Source organism: Scytonema sp. PRP1 (assembly GCF_036697665.2).
Taxonomy (GTDB): Bacteria; Cyanobacteriota; Cyanobacteriia; order Cyanobacteriales; family Nostocaceae; genus Kalymmatonema; species Kalymmatonema gypsitolerans.
In genome coordinates this window covers 17,427-36,562 of sequence record NZ_JBAHYJ020000074.1, presented here as the reverse complement: position 1 = coordinate 36,562, position 19,136 = coordinate 17,427, and the positions used below count along the sequence as shown (strand labels likewise).

Below are 19,136 nucleotides of genomic sequence, written 5' to 3'. Positions count from 1 at the left end.
GCAATAGGGTTGTAAATGAGTTCTCCTGCTGTGGTAAGCGATTGCCCAAGGGGCACTGCGCAGAGCGCAATCGCTCGCTCAAACTGAGTCCCGACAGGCTAAGACGGGTACTCAAAAAAAGGGGATCATTTGGAAACGAGCGCGAAGGAGCCATAAGGGTAAGCAAGACCCGGTAGCGCGAGAAATAAAACAAGCAGACCTGGATATGTTGGAGTTAGCCGCAGCAGTGGGGGAAATTGACCTGAAGTATTTAGATGAATCAGGATTTTGCATGTGGAGCATTCCTGGTTACACATATTACCCAGTGGGTGAACAAAAACGTCTAGAACACTCCCTTGCGACGTGGCAGAAGACTTAGCATTCTCGGCTTAATTCAACCTTTAATTAGTTTTGTCTACGGTTTAGTAATTGGAAGTTTTAGTAGTATATCTTACATCTATATGATAGAGCAGGAGGCACAACAGGCTGCAACCATTGGACGCATTCGGGTAATTGTACAAGACAATGGTTCAATACATCGATGCAAGCAAGTACAACAATACTGGTCAAAGTGGGAAAGTCAGGGTTTATATCTCTTCTTTTTACCCAAATACTGCTCAGAAATGAACCCAATTGAATTGGAGTGGCAGCAACTTAAGAATTATGAACTGTCTGGGCAAATGTTTGATGACGAGTTCAACGAGTGCATATGCCGTCATTGAGGGCGTTGAAGCTAGAGGAGAAAAAGGAAACTACACTACACAACGTTTCAAATTTAACTCTAATCCTTCTGTTAACTTTTCGTTACATACTTAGAAATTTTTCCGCCGACCTACTTAGCGTACTAATTTTTCTGCAAAATCAGAAAGTTAAAATTTGTAGGTAGTTGCTCAACGGCTTTCAAAATCAATTTTAGCTCTAACTGTAGTTAATGTATAATTATTGCACCTGTCTACAAAAATAAGGGAGGAAAGAACAAAAATTATTTCTTTAAAACCAATAAGGCGTAGAAATGCAAAAGCACCCTGAGACGTAGGAAATCTAAGGTGCTTTTATCAAAACAAACCAACGGACAACTTGGACAACTTTAACAAGCATATAGTTGTTCCGCTTTAGCTATGGCTATTATAGCCTAAGCGATCGCCAAGAACAACTAGTTGCCCGAAAGTTGTTGTCCACCAAAATCAAGCATCTTGAGGACAACTAAATGCACAGCGAAGAGACAAGTGGACAACTAGTAGTTGTCTGCGGACAACTAGCTCAACAGCTAGCCCTGCTTGGATACCAAAAAGGCGACACCGTTTACATTAGGGCTTTTTACCATAAGGACGACCCACGCAAAGCAGCAGACGGGGGCAAGAAAGCTGAGGCTAGAAGTTTAAACGAGCTTATTGAGATTATTCAAAACTGGCAGGCAGAGGGCAGAGGAGTTTACCTAGTTGTCAACGGTGGCGGACAGCGCGACAAAGACGTTACTCAGTGTCGGGCTATTTTCTATGAACACGACAAGTTAGATAAAGAAATTTCTAGGGAGCTGTGGCGCAGACTTGAATTACCTGAGCCAACTTTCCAAATTGACACGGGCGGCAAGTCCATTCACTCTTACTGGGTATTTGACCAACCAATAGAGCCTGTAAGCTGGAAAGCCCTACAAACTGACCTCTTAGAGTACGCCAATGCTGACCGAGCGCTTAAAAACCCCTCACGGGTAATGCGTTTGGCTGGGGCTTACCATATTTCTCCTAGTGGTACACACCTATCAACAATTATTGCCGCTAGTGGAAATCGATACAACTTTGACCTACTACGGGCAATTGTACCAGTAAAACAAGTAACACCAGTTTCTGTGCAAGACACTAGGTCAAATACACTGCCTTCCATATCACCATTAACGGTTGATGAGAAGATACCGCTGCAAGAGTGTTTAACCCTAGAACAGAGGCATTTAATTGCCAACGGCGCACCCGATGGCAGAAGAAACGACACAGGCGCAGCCATAGCCCGAAACCTTATCGGGACAAGTGTAAGACTGCAATATTTAGGTGAAAACTATAGTGGTGAACCCAGACAACTGTTTGACAACTACTGTGCTAGATGCTCCCCACCCCTAGACTCTAAGGAAGCAGACCAGATTTGGAAATCGGCTGAGAAAGACAACCCCAGCCCAACCCTGACTGACGATGTAATTCTTAATTGCATCAAATCATGGCGCAGGCGACAGCAGACTTTAACTAGCAAAACTAATAATACCAACCAGTCAAGTAATAATGTCGCCCAGATTAAACTCCCTGTAGAAGTGTCTTTGACGGAGCGGATTCGAGAAATTCTCTCTCGTGGCTTAAAATCCTTTGAGGAGAAAGCCGCTCTGCTGGAGTTGGCTAAACAAACTGGTACTCAAAGTAAAGATATTGAGGGAATTGCCAAACTACTGCGCCAGGACTTAGAGCAAGAGGAGGGCAGGGAGGAGCGAAAAGCCGAAATCACCGAGCTGCTGACAGGCGACAACAACTCAATAGATTTAGCCAACTTTCTACCCAAGCCACTGGCCGACCCGCTCAAACTATGGTGCGGCTGGCTAAATATCCCTGAGTCGGTGGCGCTGACGGCAGTTTTAACTACAGTTTCCACTTTGCACCCAGTCGGGACGGAACTAGTAATCCACCGAGCAATGGATTTTTCTGTGCCTCCCATTCTGTTCTCGGCGGTGGTGGGGGAGTCGGGGCAAAAGAAGTCGCCAGTTTACAGGACACTAATTAAAAAACCTTTAAGACTGCTGCAAAACGAAGCTAAAGACAACTATCTGCGCCAGTTGACCCAATACGAGCAAGATTTGGCTGAGTGGGAGCAAAGTGCAGGAGAAGACCCCAAACCAACAAAGCCAGGACTGCCAGTTTACTTTTTCACAGATGCCACAGGAGAGGGAATCAAAACGCAGGCGCAGGAAACCCCTACTAAGGCCATGTTTGCCCTGATTGACGAACTGGCAGGACTTTTCAACTCAGCCAACCAGTACAGGGGAGGCAAGGGGTCGGACAGGCAGGATATGCTGTCTTACTACGATGGTCTTGGGCAAACGGTTCTGAGAGCAGGTGGCATCAAAGTTGATGTGGAGCGCATCTATGTATCAATTTTTGGTGGTATCCAGCCAGAAGTTCTAAAGGAGCATACTAAAGACTTAAAAGACTCCGATGGGCATTGGGCAAGATTCCTATTTGCTATCCAACCGTTGGCTGCTTCCACCCTTCCAGACGATGACACGGATATTAATCTGAATGAGCTGCTCTCTGGCTGCTATCGCCGTATTGCCTCCCTGCCGCTGTGCCAGTATAAACTGTCGAGGGAAGCCTTTAAGCGATACCAAACAGTTTACAACGATTTGGAGCAAAAGCGGGTTAATCACCCTCAACCTGGCATGAGGGCAGTTTACTCCAAAATGGAAGGGGCAATTGGACGCTTGGCTCTAAATTTGCACGTACTGGAGATGTCTTTTAATGGCAGCGCGGTTGCCAACGCTTTTAATGAAATCTCCCTAAAGACCATGAATCAAGCGATCGCCCTGGCTGAATTCTACACCTGTCAGATTAAAACGCTTCATGCCGAGAGCAAAGCTGACAAGGGTGAATTGTCCGCACTGCTAGCTAAGATTTTAGAATTTGCTACTGAAAAAGGTAGTATCACTCCAAGAGATGCTGCTCTTAAATTTTATGCCCTCAGAAGTAGCCAAAAAGCCCTTGAGCATTTTCGCGAACTAGAGGCAATGGGTTACGGCAAGGTTGAGAAGCAAAAGAGAAATTGGGTCTTTACACCTATTATCTTTTGGCGTGATGGTCTCAAAACTTTATCCAGTAATAGTTTGGGAAGTTCGCGTGATGAATCAACGTTTTTGCGTGATGACTCGCGTGATGGTTTTTTCAAGGAAAAATCCTTATCCAACAATACTTTGGGGAGTTCGCGTGATGAACGTGATGAACGTGATGAATTTCCCGAAAAAACAAACTCGTCTTTTGTAAACTTGGATAAACAGGACTTAGAAAAAAACCAAAAAACATCACGCCCATCACACCATCACGCCAACGTGATTGTAGAAGGTCAAGAGCTTACAGAGCCAGCCTCACAGCCGCGTGATGACTCGCGTGATGGATTAACATTTTTGCGTGATGACCAGTGCGTGAATCAAAATGCAGTAGAAAATTCTAAACCAGTTGATAGTGCTGACACCTCTCTCAAACCTTTGGGCTTCTCCCTAAAAGCAGGGGAGCGTATCAAATGCTATCCCAGTGAGCGCCACTTTGAGAATAAATGGGAGGTGAGCGCCACCATAACCGAGCTGGAAACAGAACGCGGCTGGTTTGTGGGTTGCTCAATCCAGTATCAGAACAAAAGTAGGCAGACGCTAACTACTCGAATCTCGGGGGGTAGGGCTGATTGGATTTTAAAGAAAATTGACTGAGGTGGTACAAAAAACAGTAAAAGTGCAGTAGGGCTATAAAATCCCAACTAGAGGGCGTTGTTGCCTGTTTTTGAGCAACTGAAGTTGTAGAATCGACCACCAATGCAGAGTTTTTGACTTTTTATAAGTCAAACTACTTTTTTGGTGCAGTTTCAAAATAAAACTTCTTTAGTTTCAACTTGCCTATTTTTTCAAAGTCCTGGTAGTTGAAGGTTGTTAAGGTCAATTTATGATTTATAGCCTGAGAAGCAAGTAAAACATCTAAAGAGTCATTTCTATTCCCAGATTTCTTTAAGTTGTCGTAAATCTTGCTGGCTTCACGGGCATCTTCTAGAGTAAAATCTAAAATCTTGTAAGTTTTGGCTATGTCGTTGACATATTCCATGCCTTTCTTGCTCTCAATATAGCCAAAGCCTTTTAAAAGTTCAAATATAGTTAGGCTGGAAACAAAAATATTTTGAGCTTCAATATTTACAAACCAGCTAGCGAATGCCTCATGCTTACCGTAAAAAAAGTAAATCAGGCAGTTGGTGTCAATTAGTAAATTCATACTCTCTGCTGGCAACTGTTTTATTCTCTTCTAAATATTGAGTTAGTTTTTCAAACTCTTCTTTACTTTTCTCGGACTGTCCGTAACCTTTCCAGTGAGCTAAGGGGTTGCTTGATTGGGTAGTTTTATCTCTACTGGCAATATACTGCTCCAGTGCCTGATTCACAATGTGGCTTATAGTGGTGTTATCAAGCTGGGCATAATATACAAGCTTTGGCTTCAGCTTAGTTGACCTGACCTGAATATTGTTGCTTGCTTTAGTCTTTATAAATTGTATGACACTCATATTTCAAGTGTCATACAGATTTAGATTACTGTCAAATTTTCACACACTCTATTTCGTGAAAAACAAATGGTTTAGAGTTTTTTCAATAGGGTTTGTAAATATCGCCAAAACTCGCCAGCCACAACTAACCACTGAGATTTAGGAATTTAGACAAAAATCCTAGATTCTAGTTAGTTCGTAATCTATTACGAGAAATTTGATTAACAAGCAACCGCAAACCTACACGCTTTAGAAGGGAGTCAAAGCTATAAAAATTGACAAAAATGGTTTAGCAAACCAGAATTTGAACACTAAACAAATGTATGGCTGTAACTACCAAGTTAAAACTTACTACTGGGCAAGCCAAAAAAGCAGCTCGTAAAACTGTGCGCGTTGTCATTGATGATTCTCTACAAACTGTTATTGATGCCCGCAAAAGCTCTAACGCCCTGCTGGCTGATAGCGATGTGGTGAAAATCTTGCTGGGAGAGAAAGTAACGGAGGAATTGAGAAGCAAACAAAAGCAGGCAGGTCAAGAATTATTGAATTTAACAAAGCTTGTGCAAAGTCCTCAATCTTTTTTAAATAAAACTCCAGAAGAACAGGAGGCTTATATCGACAGTATCTTTTCATGACCAGAAGCAGACTTGTTTTCGATTCCGTTTTTTATTTCAGCTTAGCCTTGCAAGGTAAAATTGCCACTAAAATTTGGGAGCTGGTTTTAAACCAAGCCCACCTTGAGTTGTGTTTATCCGCTGCCCATTTTAACGAAATCAAAGCCAACTCACATCTTGCACCAAGAAAAATTGATGGAAATGAATAACTCAGTATTAAATTAAAACCCTTAATTTAGCGATAAAAGCTAACAAAAATCAGGTAGCCTTATTGCGTATATTTTTACATTCCCTGGGTTTGTACCCAGAGGTGCAAGATCTGAGCCAAGCTCTATGGTGAGCAGATGCGCCAGATACTTGGTATCCGGTACGATGAACTGACTTTTCCCGTTAAGTCTCAAAAAGCTTGCTCACAAAGGATTCTGGATAAAGCACAGCATATACGGTACAGTAATTGAAATCCGGTGTTAAAGGTGACAAGTCATGTTGGACTGGTGGGAGAAAAATTTTGCCACCTGTGATTTAGGCGATCGCAGATTAAATGAGCGTGCAATGTCGATTGGCAAGGCTCTTAGCCAAGGATTTGGCAAGGCGCTGTCAGAAATCTTCAACCGAGCAACCGTACTTAAGAGAGCGTATGAGTTTTTGCTAATTCCAAGGCAGAATTTGCCAAGCTGATTGAGCCTCACTGCCAGATGACGGCGGAGACGGTTGCGGAGCATAAGGTAGTGCTGTGTGTCGGAGACACCACTTTCCTTGATTATAAGAGCATTGTGGCTAAAACATTTATGTTACGGTCCGATTGGTAAGGGAGGCAATGGCTTAATATTGCACAGCGCTAAGCGCGATAGAACCTGAGAAAGGTCAATCGATAGGTCTGCTGTGGCAAAAACTTTGGAACCCTTGACCAAAACAGAAGCTACCAAAAGATGAAACCCCAACACAGAAGAAAAAACGGCAAGCAGCAGCCCGTTCTTCAGCCCGAAAACGCCCCTTTGAAGAAAAAGAATCTTACAGGTGGGTAGAGGCACTCACCACTGTGGAAAATCTTGTAAGTAAGTCCACTCGTGTCATTCATGCTTTTGATAGAGAAGGTGATATCACAGAAGTTTTCGACAAAGTTCGTCAACTTCAGCACACAGGAATTTTGGTACGACGGTACGAACCGTAGTTTAGATCAAAATAGTGAACGCCTATGGGCAAGGCTGGAAGCGCAGCCCGTCTCTTTTCACCAGAAAATTGATCTGCCAGAAACGAGCAAGCGTTCTGCCCGCAAAGCTAAATTAGTGGTGCGGTTTTGTCCAGTTAATCTCCGTACTCCCTACCGTTTTGACAACCGTGACCCTCTACTGGTGTATGCTGTTTATGCCACTGAGATTGATTGTCCAGAAGATGAAACACCCTTGGAATGGATGTTGCTGACAACAGAAGTAGTTGCTGATGCCCAGATGGCTACTACGATTTTACGTTGGTATTCTTACCGTTGGCACGTGGAGGAATATCACAAAATATTAAAATCCGGTTGCCAGGTGGAGCGATACAGACTTGCTGCTGATGGCATGAAAACTTTGCTTGGTTTCTTGAGTGTGATTGCTGTTGAGCTTTTGCAGTTGACTTATCTACATCGCACCCAGCCAACCGCTGGCGCTATTGAAGTCCTCAATCCCCTTGAGCTTCAAGTTTTGAAAGTCAAATCATCCAAACTACCCAAGGTGTTAACAGTTGCTTGGGCTGTGGAAGCGATCGCCCGTTTAGGAGGTTACTTGGAACATCGTCATAATACACCCATTGGTATTGGGGTACTGTGGCGGGGCTGGTTAAAATTGCACGACCTCTGTGAGGGTTGGCAGCTTGCTAGAGAGACTTAACGGGAAAAGTCAGGTTCTACATTGCCTTTGTTATCAGCGATGAAGTACTTCAAACCCAAGTCAATGCCAACTACTTGACCAGTTGGTTCAGTCTCAACTTTCAAGTCAACATCAACAGCAAATTGAGCATAGTACCCGTCAGCACGACGCACCAACCGAACACGCTTAATCTGCTTGATGTCGTAGTAGTTGAGGTCATAGGTTCCTTTTAGTTTCAAGGTTCCTATGTTTTTTTTATCTGAGAAAGTTATTGCTTTTCGAGTAGTAGAAAGCTTCCATCCTGATGTTTTGTATTCCACTGAACGACAGTGTTTTTTAAAACTTGGGAAACCTTTTTTACCTTTAACTTTCTTTTTGCAGTTATCGTAAAACCGAGCTATTGCGCTCCAAGCACGTTCCGCCGCAGATTGTCTAGCCATTGAATTAAGTTCATCAGCAAAAGGAAATAAAGCCGCCAGTACAGCGCAATGTTTATTCAAGTCGTATCTGTTCAAGTTCGCGCTTTTATTATCCATCCAGTAACGTAGGCACTTGTTTTGAATGAATTGACTAGTACGGATAGCATCGTCTATCGCGCGGTATTGTCTGTCTTTTCCTTTGACTTTGAACTCGTAAATTATCATCGGCTCGACCTAACCAACTACTATTTTATGTTAACACGATTCACATAAGACATATGAAGATATCTTCTGTTCCTTCAGCTCGCGCTGCCTTCTGCCCTCTGCCTTGCCCGAAGGGGCTTGGTCATACCTGTCAAATTTGTCAGTTTATCAGTTGCCTCATTTGTCAGCTTATCAACTGAAGTTTTTCTCAGCGACACAATCGACGAAACTCTCTAAATTAAGATTATGTAACAGATAACAGAGCGGCATTGGCCTACCCAATTGAGAAAGAGGTTTCATAGCAATCATCTGTCTCTACCTGCTGCACTCCTGTTGAAAGCAACCCACTGCGAACGATTCTTTCACCCCTCAACAATCACAGGACTCATCCAAAATGAAAAAACTAGAAGGAAAAGTTGCTCTTGTCACCGGCGGTACTTCCGGCATTGGTCTTGCCACTGCCAAGCGCTTTGTCGCCTTTATGTGCCTTTGTCTTCATCACGGGTCGTCGCCAAACTGAACTTGATGCCGCCGTCAAAGAAATCGGTAAAAACGTCACGGGTGTTCAGAGTGATGCCTCCAAAATGGAAGACCTTGATCGCTTGTTCGCCACGATCGAGCAAGAGCAAGGACACCTCGATGTACTCTTCGCCAATGCTGGCGGTGGAGGAATCGTCCCACTCGGAGCAATCACCGAAGAACAGTTTGACAAAACGTTCAACACTAACGTCAAAGGTCTGCTGTTCACTGTGCAGAAGGCACTGCCTCTGTTGCCAGAGGGTGCTTCCATTATTCTGAACGCCTCGACGGCTTCTACCGTAGGCACCCCAGCGTTCAGCGTTTACAGTGCTACCAAAGCCGCCGTGCGCTCGTTTGCCCGGAATTGGACACTCGACCTCAAAGAGCGCAAGATTCGGGTTAACGCTATTAGTCCTGGCGTGGTTCCTACTCCTGCTTTCAATCACTTGGGACTGAGTGATGAGCAGGTGCAGGAATTCGTGGATAGCCAAGCCAAGAATATCCCACTGGGAAGAGTAGGCACGCCCGATGAGATTGCCAAAGCCGTTGTCTTTCTCGCTTCAGACGACAGCAGCTATGTGAACGGCATCGAGCTGTTTGTCGATGGCGGTATGGCACAGATTTAAACGCTCTAAAGCGATCGGTAATGTTCCGGGCGGGCTGTGTATCGTTCACTTTCCGCTCCGGAGCTATGACCCTGCGCCTGTTCCCCTTTTCAAAGGAACCGTCATACAAACTACTTTCAAGTACCTAACAGCTATGGACAACCACACCCCGAGCGCCAAGGATATTCTAGGACCGTCACCGTTGATCCCTATCGAAAATGAAGCACCAGCCAAGCTGATTGTTGATCCACCGCTTCCCGAACCGCTAGCCCAGGGTCGCGTCTTCATCCAGTACCGGACCGAGAACCTGCGCGTGCTGCCGGTATTCGGCAAAGGTGCCCTCGAAGTATCGCCGCGCATCGGGCATATCCACATCACTGTTGACGACACGCCGTGGCACTTTGTCGACACCAGCGGCGAAACGTTGATCCTGGTGGGACTGGAACCTGGTCCGCACAAGGTGCTGATCGAACTAGCCGACCCTACGCACAAAGTAATCACCAGCGAAACGGTGACGTTCACGGTACCCGATCCTGAGCGATGAGTAAACACCCCGCTCTTCTAGCTGACCTTCGCACGTCAAACTCAAAGGAGATAGAAATGGATATCCAATACTATGACGACATTATTATCGGTAGCGGTAAAGCGGGTAAAACCCTGGCACCTGCACTAGTCGCGGACGGACGCAAAACCGCTCTGGTGGAACGTAGCTTAAATATGATTGGTGGCGGGTGCCCTAATATTGCCTGCGTTCCCAGCAAAACGATGGTGGCAAGTGCAGAGGTGGCAAATACTGTGCGAAACAGTGCTGCCTATGGCATCAACACGGCACCGCCCACGGTTGATTTGGCGGCAGTGATTCAGCGCAAACGATCAGTCGTGCAGTCCCTGCGACCAATAAATTTTAACAACTTACACACCTCATTAGGAGATGGTCTGATCATTGGCACCGCTCGCTTTGTGGCACCTAAAACGATTGAAGTGGCAACGGCTGAAGGCGATACTCGCTTACTCACCGCAGAACGATTGTTTATCAATACAGGCACGCGACCGTTGATTCCATCGGTGCCGGGACTCAAAGAAGCTGAGTTTTTGACCAGTGAGTCGATTATGGAGCTAGAACAGTTGCCGGAGCACCTGATCGTGCTTGGGAGTGGCTACATTGGGTTGGAGTTTGCCCAAATGTTTCAGCGCTTTGGCTCTCGCGTCACCGTGATTGGGCAGAGTGAGCAAATCCTGTCACAGCAAGACCCAGATATTGCGATCGCCGTTCAAAGGCTGCTGGAACGAGACGGCATTGAATTTCTGCTGAAGGCGAAGGTGTTAAGGGTCGAGCGCTCTGGCAATGCAACTAAACTTTTTCTTCAAGTCGCTGATCAGGAAATGGAACTTCAAGGAACGCAATTGCTCGTTGCCGTTGGTCGTACACCAAACTCCGAAAGCTTAAATCTAGCTAGTGCTGGTATAGCAACCGATGCACGCGGATTTATTCGAGTCAATGATCGCTTGGAGACAAACGTACCGAATATCTGGGCGTTAGGTGATATCAATGGGGGACCGCAATATACTCATATAGCATTGGACGATTATCGGATTGTCAAAGCGAATCTGATTGATGGGGGCAACCGCAGCACGCGCGATAGCGAAGCGCTGCTGCGAAGCGCAGATCGCTTGGTACCATCTTGTCTGTTCATCGACCCAGAACTGGCTCATGTGGGTCTGACCGAAACCGAAGCGCAACAACAAGGGTATGCCATCCGAGTGGCAAAGCTGGATGCAAGAGACATTACGCGAGCCCAAACAGAAGGTAAAACCGATGGACTAATGAAGGCGATCATTGATACCGAGACAGGTCGTATTCTCGGTTGTTCACTCTTGTGTCATGAAGCAGGTGAAGTGATTTCGACGGTGCAGATGGTGATGCAAGCTCAGATGCCCTACACCGTTCTGCGCGATGGAGTTTTGACTCATCCCACGATGACCGAAGGGTTAAATATGCTGTTTTCAAAGTTTTAGGCAGCAAGTGCAATACCACTGGACTAATAATCATGAAAAAACTAGAAGGAAAAGTTGCTCTTGTCACCGGCGGTACTTCCGGCATTGGTCTTGCCACTGCCAAGTGCTTTGTCGCCTTTATGTGCCTATGTCTTCATCACGGGTCGTCGCCAAACTGAACTTGATGCCGCCGTCAAAGCGATCGGTAAAAACATCACGGGTGTTCAGAGCGATGCCTCGAATCTTGCAGACCTCTCACGCCTGTTCGCCACCGAAACGCTGTACATCACAGGTGGTCTTCGTTGATTTGTATCAGGGCGTAAAGCTAGAGGTGCGATGTAGAAAGTCGAGTGTTAGAGGATTAAATAAATCCTCCCAAAAAGTGAGTGGAGAGGTAATTCTCAGGCGTGGAGTCTGTCCCACCGTCCCCACGTAAAAGGGGCGATCGCTCTACTCACTCGTACTCCACCGCTCAACGTGGCATAAAAGTTGTTCGGCTTGGAGGTTCGGGGATGCACCGTACGCTCTGTACAAGCGTTTCCATTCGAGAAGTCATAGCAGTGACCAACTCCATCAACAATGAGCATGGTGTAGCAGTTGCCATTGCTCTCATAGCCAATCCGGATTTCTACCGGATTAGTCATTCAATCCAAAATAAATCTTCATCTTTAATATATGGCTCTCCAAGTGGCGGATGCACCAAAACGCCGCTTCTTTGGCTTTTTCTTGATTTCCCTCACGCTCCAACACAAACGGCCAGTACAAAAGCCAAGCCGCCTGCAACACCAACTGACTCGCCGTCTTCCCATCTTCGTTGATCCAATGATTGTAACAATTCATTAAGAACTGAAACAGCCGACCTGCACTTGAGTTTTTATTTCTTCTTATCCTAATTTCAACAACATCCGTGCTTTTCGTCATGAACTTCGTCTCAGTATAAATAAGTTTTTTATTTTACTTTTTTAGCACGCAGGGACAAATATCACCTTGTAGTAGGGTAAAACTTTCCAAAACTGTCCAAAACTCGCCTCATTATGGACAATTCTTTCTTCATAAAAAATTACTAATTATTCTACATAGAAAAAATTGTCCATATTTTTCCATCAAAAGTAGGCATAACACTCCCAATTATGTCCAAAACTGTCCCATTGATTCCAATACCCCAGACCTCGCCACAAATACTCCGAAACCCCCTCTGTACAACACGCGAGCGTGTTTGCTAGACTCATCGTATCCCGCCGGAGCATTTTGGCTAGCGAGCAATGGCGGCGTATTACATTTTTTCTGGGAAATTTTAGTTTGTAGCGCCGCCTGCTCGCCAAAAGGGGGTGTCCCCCTTTTGGATTACCCCCAATACTCGATAGGAAAATCGTATATTTATGTCACCAATATATAGCGATCGCGCTATTAATCACATATAAATTTATTGACTTGCCGTAGATTAAAAAACTTTCTTATATACTTCCTTATATATATGGATAAAAAAACTGAAACCAAAAAAGTTTTTAAAGCAGGACGCTCTTCCCAACCCAAGCCAAAGCGCACTAATCTTATCAGCCTCAGACTTACCGACTCAGAAAAAGAAGATTGGGAAGCAAAAGCCCTTGCTGCTGGTATGGGGAAGAACCTCTCCAAATTTATCCGCTACTGTGTAGAACGTGAGCGTATTTACCTCGCACCCCCAGTACCCGCCATCAACTCTGCGACATATGCACAACTTGGTCGAATTGGCAATAATATTAACCAAATCGCCTATGCAATCAACCGGGCTGTGAAAATGGGAGAACCCATCGATGATGTAGACCCCGTCCGGAAATCGAAGCCTTAAAACCATTGCTGCTGTCCGTAAAGCAGATATTACTGGGAATGCCCGAACATCCCTCTGAGTCTTCTGAGTCAGAACAATCTGCACCTGTGGCTAACCAACCCGAACAATCCGACCTAGTGGTTGCTAGAGAGGGGGAAGACTCCGAATGATTGGCAATATCACTAAGGGGAACGGCTTCTACGGTTGTGTTGCCTATGTTCTGGGTAAATCAGACGCGCAACTAATCAATACTAATATGGCAGGAGGAACGCCCGCCCAACTTGCCTGGGAATTTCGCTCCTTCGCCAATAAAAACCCCAGAGTCCAAAAACCAGTACTGCACCTATCGTTTAGTCCCGCCGTTGGTGATAGAATGCTCGACGAGTGGGAACTGTGCCAGATAGGACAACACTTGCTTGACGGGTTGAAACTGTCGAACAACCAGTTTATTTTAGTTCAGCACAATGATGCTGAATTTGACGGACAACCCAGACCCCACGCCCATATGGTCATCAATCGGGTATCCTACAACGGTGAGTGCAATGATGACTACTTAGATTACTACCGTACTGAGAAATTACTGCGCCAAATTGAAAAACAATACGATTTGATTATTCAACCATCCAGTTGGGAAGTCCAGAAGAAAAAAGCATATCCCAAACACATCCAACAAGCAGAAGCAGAAGGCGAATTAAATTTAGTTGAAAGATTGCAGAGTGCGATAGAACAAGCGGCGGCAGATAAACCCGCGATGCCAGTATTTGTTGCCCGGTTGTTAAAAGAAAATATCCAAGTCGATTGCAAGTTTACCCGTACTGGCAAACTCAAGGGGATAAGCTACTGCTTGGAGGGACAAGCATTTAAGGGTGGGGATTTAGGTAAGTTATACACGCACATAGGTATCAAGGAACATTTAAAAGTAGGTGTTCATGAAGATTATCGACACCCAATTGAGTCGCTAATCGAAAGCTACAAACGTGGGCGAACAATTGACAATTACCGGATAAATCATCTACAAACTTGGATTGATAACCGCAAGCATTCTACTGATGACACTAACTCCAACTACGAGGAAGAATCCACAAATTTAGAATTAGCCGCGACACCAACGCAGCCAGTAGCAACAACACCAACAAGCAATATTATTCTGCTACCAACTCAACAACCAAAAACCAAAATTAATTCTTTATATGTTCCATCCGAGGAACTTCAACAGACGGTGGTGTCAGGAGAAACAACAATCTCAGAATCAGAAGCAATTACACCACGCGCAATTTTATCACAGTCGGAACAATTAGTACCACCAGAGGCTCGAGCAATAACGTTATTGGGAGAATTAGGTTCACCCAAAACACCGCCAAAATTGGAGCCAGAAGAAGAAGCGATGGCGAGCGAGCGCCCGCCGCTCCGGGCGCTCGCACGATTGGAAGTTTTAGAAGTTGCAACAAAAGCCAACAGTGACAACAACCTTTCTCAGCAACACTCTTACGCTATGGCGATCGCCTCCGGCGCAGCGAAGCAGATCGCACAAACTGTACGTCAGTTGTGGGAACGACAAGACCTGGTTAAAAAATCGAAGAAGTACGGACTCCAGCTTGGTGAGGACAACGTTATATATTTAAGCCGCAAATCAGGAGAAACAATTGCGTCCATACCTCTCGATGATTCCCAAACCCCACAAGGGATTGCACTTACCCAAGAAGATGTAAACAACTTCCAAAAAATACAAGAAATATTGGATGCACTAAAGCAACAGACTAAATCAAGTAAAAAAGCTAGCGATATAGAATACTAAAGCACATGAATGCGCTCACAACAATAATATAAAGTCAAAAATTGTTCATTATTATTTACATCTCTGGTGATGAAAGCACGTTTTATTGGCAGACATATATAGGCTACACGCAATAAACGAAAAGCTCTCCATCCCACACCAATTAAAATAGGAGTCAGTGTCATACAAGCATCTAAATTATCAAGCTAATTATCCCCTCGACTACCGCAAGCTATCCCATCTTCCCCAATGCTGCTCGATTGTAAAACAATGACTGGGGTAATTCATAATTGCCCCAACTTATCAGAATGCTTGAGAAATTCTCGCCTCAACCGAATCCAAGCGCTGGTACTTTATTTCCTCAATCAGGGAATTAAACCCTCAGATATCAAAGTCGATGGTCAACCTTTACAAGTAGGTCAAATCCTAAATCAATTATCTGACCTCGACCGAACAAATTTTGTTTACAGCAGGGACTATCAAACTAGAGATACAATTATTTTTGGCACTTCTTTAGAGTGGTCAGAGGTATTTGGTGGTGCTAAAAATTTTTCTATAACCTAAGTATTGACCAATTGCAACAATTGGTTGATTCGGGGTTTGCTTCTCCTATTGAGAAGCATAATGAGTCGCCCGCTATTATTGAATTTCTAACATTTGCTCGTATCCAGCTTTTTAAGGGATTTATATTTACGTTTGAGGGGTATGTAGTTAGCCCCTTCCGTGAAGATTATCGGGTGAGTATTGATGGAATTGTTTTTAATGGTACTTGCGAGCCGGAGTTAGTTGCAGATTTCCAAGCATTTGTTGGTTGTCCAGATGAACTTGATATTAAACCTAATTATCTGCGGGCTTGGTGGGATTAGAAAGATTAGTTGTATCGGCTGTCGTTAAATATTAAGTAGATATAAGGCACGAAAATGCTCCGCTGAGAAAAAGACTTCTCTTTTAACAATCTTAGTGTTGGTATTTTACTTGGATTATTTTGACAAGACTGCTTTGCTCTAATATCTATTAGTATTAATGGTATGCTTATTAACGTTAATTGGCTGCTGTTTATTAACTAATGATTCCGGATTTTGATGAAAACGGTAATCTACCACCAGGGGTACACTTTTGTAATTGGGAGGAGTTTAAAGAAAGATTTGGTTATACCATAAGACGCGCACAAATGATTTTAGGAATGGAAACAGCAATGGTTGAATTAAAAGCTGCTGGATGCAGGACTTTTTATATTAATGGTTCGTTTGTAACAAGCAAACCCAAACCCAACGATTTTGATGCTTGTTGGGAGCCAGATACTGTTGATATGGACTATTTAAGAAACAATGCTCCAACATTATTAAATTTTGCGAATAAACGAGCTGCTCAAAAAGCCAAATATAAGGGCGAGTTATTTCCGTCTGACCAGCCAATTGATGATGAAGGTACTACATCTATAGATTTCTTTCAACTCGACAGGAGAGATAATAGAAAAGGTATCATTGCTATAGATTTGTCGAGGTGGGAGCCATGATTAAAAATGAGCAAGAGTATGCTGTCACCCTCTCTTGGGTAGAGAGAATGGGGCGAGCAATCGCGATGTTAGAAAAAGATGAAGATAAGAAAAAGAATCAGCCTGATGTTTGGCAACTTCATTATGATGGGGTCACTTCCCAACGAAGTGACCTTCAAGAACAGGTCGCTGAATATGAAGCACTCGTTACTCATAACCCCAACGAATCTATCACACTCCAAGTCGAGTGTATGAACAAAATATCCGACTTATTAATAAAAGCCAGGATTGCATTCAAAATTACGCAAAAAGAACTGGCTGCACTGTGCGAACGCAGCGAAGAACAAATTAAATTATTTGAAGATAAAGACTATCAAAACGCAACATTTCTGGATTTTTTAGCAGTTTCTGATGCTTTGGGTGTTGAAATTATTGATGGTAAATTTCTTGCCAAAATGGATGAATTTTACCTCAAACGTTTAGAGGCGATGCGCTCTTCAGAAAATATGGATGCTGGGCTAAAAGCAGCATCTTAATATTAAGGTAATACTAATTCTCCAAATAAAAACTACAGATAGGGCAGAGCGTTTAAACCTATCATTAAATGAACCTACTTCCTCAATGAACCATCTGTAGTCAGCTGGAAGCAAGTTGGTATAACTCTACACGCGCTACGCAGAAGATTTTCCCAACCGTGTTTGCATCCACTCGATATCAGCTTTACTAAATGCTGGTGGGGGTGGAGTCTGGGTATAATCTATCGACAAGTCGTACCCAGCTTCATCATAAATTGCCTGAAGGGCAGCTTGCAGGTCGAGAACAGCATCGGGGTCGGGGTTGCGAAGAGGAACGGGAATTGTGGGAAGCGTATCTTGTAACGTTACGGGCCACACGTCGATAACTCCAGATCCCGGCGTCACCGTGCCAAAACGGGAAAATTGTACGCTAAGGCTGAAACCCTTGTCCTACAATCGTTTCAGACCTGGAAACAAGTGATTTGACTAATACTTGTATAATAAGCAACTGGAAGACTGTTTACCCTCAGTTTGTTGGTGCAGAGTAGTATGTATTCCCTGCACCTTGATAGTATTTTTGGAAAAAAGTATTTTTTACTGCCACATTTGGGAAGTTATACACTGAAATTATTCAGAAAAATTTGGCAGGTTTTTTAACGCCAATTGTGCTACTTCTTCAGCACGTTGTGACGTTATTTTTTGATACCGTAATGTTGTCTGAATGTTCTCATGTCCCATCAGGGCTCTGAGTTCTTCAATTCCCATCAGTCCCACTCGCTCTGTAGCAAAAGTATGTCGTAGGTCATGAATACGAATCTCTTGGAGTTCTGGAGTTTCCCCAATTAGGCTTGTCCAGGACTTATGCGCCATTCGGTACGAAAGGCGAGAGACTTCAAATGTTTTTGGCTGTTGAGCAGTAAACAGTGCTGGATGATTGGGGTGTCTGTAATATTTAATGTAGTAATTCAGACTCTTGAGCGCAACTTCGCTGTAAAAGCACCAACGTTGCTTGTTGCCTTTGCCAATAACCTGAAATTTCCTGGCTTTGAGGTCAATGTCATCTAAATTTAGAGCCAACATCTCCGCAATTCTAGCGCCACTGGTATGTAATAAACGCACCAAAGCAGACATCCGAGCATCTTTTTGAATGACACGATACAGAATATTTAATTGATGGTGAGTAAGGTAGCGCACAGCTTCATCCGTAGCATGTTCTCCTTTGTCTTGGTTGGGTTTGCGCCTTGAAAGTCCCACAACCGGATTTGATTTAAGATAGCCCATATCAACAGCAAAGTTGAATAAAGCTGTGATGACAGCTTGATGACGGTGGTGGGTAGTGTAAGAAAGGTCAGTCAGTTGATTGAGATATTCCACCAACACTTGTCGGTCGATGATTTCTATTGACCATCGACCATACTGCTTGAGTAAGGGGATAATCGTAGATTCATAGGAACGCAGAGTACTTTTGGCTAGTCCCGGACGTTCTAAAAACTCGGTGGCTAAAGCGGCTAAAGTCATCATCACTTTAGAGGGGCTTTTTGCAATTCATTTGAATAAAAGTTTTGATATTAAATTATCATTAACAAATATATTTTCAGATATATTTTGATGGTTGTAACAGAACATTCGACGCTTCCAAAGGGGGAAGAAGGGCTTGCTAATTACGTCCAGAGATTACGGGGTCAGCTTTCCTTAACCCAAAAAGAGTTGAGTTTAAAAGCTGGAATACATATCCAAACCATCCGCAAAATTGAAGGTGGACAAACTTCAAGGCTCAATCAAAAGGCTAAAGGTGGTTTGGCTTCGGCGTTGGGGATACCACCAGAGTACTTGGATGCAGCAGCTAAGAAAGTCTCTCCAGAAACCATAACTTCGCTCAAGTTTTGCCCCAAATGTTGGACTCCAGGAACTACCCCTGACCAAATGTGGACTGACTTACGGTCGAAGTATTGCTTTGCTTGCGGTACAGCTTTACGGAATCGTTGCGTTAGTTGCAATGAACCAATTATGTCGCTGAAATTTAAATTTTGTCCTTACTGCGGTACGAACTACAAGCAAAATCAAACCACTTCTGATAAATCAAATATATAGGTATCTA

At 44.0% G+C, this 19,136-nt stretch carries 20 protein-coding genes and 3 pseudogenes; 16 read left to right on the top strand and 7 right to left on the bottom strand.

Annotation, left to right across the window (positions count from 1 at the left end):
- Positions 1-65 precede the first annotated feature (65 nt).
- Together V5G28_RS16910 and V5G28_RS16905 are read left to right on the top strand one after the other, a co-directional pair.
- Positions 66-701, top strand: a pseudogene (locus tag V5G28_RS16910) (IS630 family transposase); the annotation flags it as partial.
- A 485-nt stretch (positions 702-1,186) separates the two neighbouring features.
- Complete coding sequence (locus V5G28_RS16905) at positions 1,187-4,429, top strand: DUF3987 domain-containing protein (protein ID WP_336231007.1); 3,243 nt, start codon at positions 1,187-1,189, stop codon at positions 4,427-4,429.
- 133 nt (positions 4,430-4,562) lie between these two features.
- Here V5G28_RS16905 and V5G28_RS16900 read toward each other — a convergent pair whose 3' ends face one another.
- A complete protein-coding gene (locus V5G28_RS16900; RefSeq protein ID WP_336231006.1) occupies positions 4,563-4,979 on the bottom strand; it encodes a type II toxin-antitoxin system VapC family toxin in 417 nt (138 codons plus the stop codon).
- Entirely contained in the window at positions 4,963-5,265 is a 303-nt protein-coding gene (locus V5G28_RS16895; RefSeq protein WP_336231005.1) for a hypothetical protein, read from the bottom strand. Before V5G28_RS16895 ends, V5G28_RS16900 begins: the two co-directional genes overlap by 17 nt.
- A 302-nt stretch (positions 5,266-5,567) precedes the next feature.
- Here V5G28_RS16895 and V5G28_RS16890 point away from each other — a divergent pair, with 302 nt between their 5' ends.
- Both V5G28_RS16890 and V5G28_RS16880 read left to right on the top strand, forming a co-directional pair.
- Positions 5,568-5,879, top strand: coding sequence for a hypothetical protein (locus V5G28_RS16890; protein ID WP_336231004.1), 312 nt, complete (start codon positions 5,568-5,570; stop codon positions 5,877-5,879).
- A 462-nt stretch (positions 5,880-6,341) separates the two neighbouring features.
- Positions 6,342-7,726: pseudogene (locus V5G28_RS16880) on the top strand (IS4 family transposase).
- A gap of 11 nt (positions 7,727-7,737) precedes the next feature.
- Here the strand turns inward: V5G28_RS16880 and V5G28_RS16875 are convergent.
- Positions 7,738-8,349 (bottom strand): annotated as a pseudogene (locus V5G28_RS16875) (RNA-guided endonuclease InsQ/TnpB family protein); the annotation flags it as partial.
- A 401-nt stretch (positions 8,350-8,750) separates the two neighbouring features.
- On the opposite strand from V5G28_RS16875, the gene V5G28_RS16870 reads away from it, so the two are divergent.
- The 4 genes from V5G28_RS16870 (at position 8,751) to V5G28_RS16855 (ending at position 11,753) form a co-directional block, all read left to right on the top strand.
- Positions 8,751-9,473, top strand: coding sequence for an SDR family oxidoreductase (locus tag V5G28_RS16870; RefSeq protein ID WP_336231001.1), 723 nt, complete (start codon positions 8,751-8,753; stop codon positions 9,471-9,473).
- Between the two features lie 133 nt (positions 9,474-9,606).
- Entirely contained in the window at positions 9,607-9,996 is a 390-nt protein-coding gene (locus V5G28_RS16865; RefSeq protein WP_336230999.1) for a DUF6130 family protein, read from the top strand.
- Positions 9,997-10,052: 56 nt separating this feature from the next.
- On the top strand, positions 10,053-11,468 hold the full coding sequence (locus tag V5G28_RS16860; protein WP_336230997.1) for a mercuric reductase: 1,416 nt from the start codon (positions 10,053-10,055) through the stop codon (positions 11,466-11,468).
- 90 nt (positions 11,469-11,558) lie between these two features.
- Positions 11,559-11,753, top strand: a complete 195-nt coding sequence (locus V5G28_RS16855; protein WP_336230995.1) for a hypothetical protein — start codon at positions 11,559-11,561, stop codon at positions 11,751-11,753.
- 95 nt (positions 11,754-11,848) lie between these two features.
- On the opposite strand, the gene V5G28_RS16850 is transcribed toward V5G28_RS16855, so the two are convergent.
- Both V5G28_RS16850 and V5G28_RS16845 read right to left on the bottom strand, forming a co-directional pair.
- A complete protein-coding gene (locus V5G28_RS16850) occupies positions 11,849-12,091 on the bottom strand; it encodes a hypothetical protein (RefSeq protein ID WP_336230993.1) in 243 nt (80 codons plus the stop codon).
- Positions 12,084-12,368 (bottom strand): hypothetical protein, encoded by a 285-nt coding sequence (locus tag V5G28_RS16845; protein ID WP_336230991.1) that lies wholly within the window; start codon positions 12,366-12,368, stop codon positions 12,084-12,086. The genes V5G28_RS16850 and V5G28_RS16845 overlap by 8 nt, the downstream gene beginning before the upstream one ends.
- Positions 12,369-12,921: 553 nt before the next feature.
- Between V5G28_RS16845 and V5G28_RS16840 the strand changes: the two genes are divergently transcribed.
- The 7 genes from V5G28_RS16840 (at position 12,922) to V5G28_RS16810 (ending at position 17,059) form a co-directional block, all read left to right on the top strand.
- The gene (locus V5G28_RS16840; protein WP_336230989.1) at positions 12,922-13,275 is read left to right on the top strand and encodes a plasmid mobilization protein; all 354 of its coding nucleotides are present in this window, start codon (positions 12,922-12,924) and stop codon (positions 13,273-13,275) included.
- Positions 13,276-13,280: 5 nt separating this feature from the next.
- Positions 13,281-13,424 carry a hypothetical protein gene (locus tag V5G28_RS16835; RefSeq protein ID WP_336230987.1) on the top strand — a complete coding sequence of 48 codons (144 nt, stop codon included), beginning with the start codon at positions 13,281-13,283 and terminating at the stop codon, positions 13,422-13,424.
- On the top strand, positions 13,421-15,049 hold the full coding sequence (locus V5G28_RS16830) for a relaxase/mobilization nuclease domain-containing protein (RefSeq protein ID WP_336230985.1): 1,629 nt from the start codon (positions 13,421-13,423) through the stop codon (positions 15,047-15,049). Before V5G28_RS16835 ends, V5G28_RS16830 begins: the two co-directional genes overlap by 4 nt.
- Positions 15,050-15,298: 249 nt before the next feature.
- Positions 15,299-15,592, top strand: coding sequence for a hypothetical protein (locus V5G28_RS16825; protein ID WP_336230984.1), 294 nt, complete (start codon positions 15,299-15,301; stop codon positions 15,590-15,592).
- A gap of 20 nt (positions 15,593-15,612) precedes the next feature.
- Positions 15,613-15,894: a hypothetical protein gene (locus V5G28_RS16820; RefSeq protein ID WP_336230983.1), complete on the top strand. Its 282-nt coding sequence runs from the start codon at positions 15,613-15,615 to the stop codon at positions 15,892-15,894.
- Positions 15,895-16,094: 200 nt separating this feature from the next.
- The gene (locus V5G28_RS16815) at positions 16,095-16,544 is read left to right on the top strand and encodes a DUF6932 family protein (protein ID WP_336230982.1); all 450 of its coding nucleotides are present in this window, start codon (positions 16,095-16,097) and stop codon (positions 16,542-16,544) included.
- Positions 16,541-17,059, top strand: a complete 519-nt coding sequence (locus V5G28_RS16810) for a hypothetical protein (protein WP_336230980.1) — start codon at positions 16,541-16,543, stop codon at positions 17,057-17,059. The genes V5G28_RS16815 and V5G28_RS16810 overlap by 4 nt, the downstream gene beginning before the upstream one ends.
- A gap of 135 nt (positions 17,060-17,194) precedes the next feature.
- On the opposite strand, the gene V5G28_RS16805 is transcribed toward V5G28_RS16810, so the two are convergent.
- The gene (locus V5G28_RS16805) at positions 17,195-17,443 is read right to left on the bottom strand and encodes a DUF4058 family protein (protein WP_336230978.1); all 249 of its coding nucleotides are present in this window, start codon (positions 17,441-17,443) and stop codon (positions 17,195-17,197) included.
- Between the two features lie 222 nt (positions 17,444-17,665).
- Positions 17,666-18,559, bottom strand: a complete 894-nt coding sequence (locus V5G28_RS16800) for a tyrosine-type recombinase/integrase (RefSeq protein WP_336230977.1) — start codon at positions 18,557-18,559, stop codon at positions 17,666-17,668.
- 87 nt (positions 18,560-18,646) lie between these two features.
- Here V5G28_RS16800 and V5G28_RS16795 point away from each other — a divergent pair, with 87 nt between their 5' ends.
- Entirely contained in the window at positions 18,647-19,129 is a 483-nt protein-coding gene (locus tag V5G28_RS16795) for a double zinc ribbon domain-containing protein (protein WP_336230976.1), read from the top strand.
- The last annotated feature ends 7 nt before the right edge of the window (positions 19,130-19,136 follow it).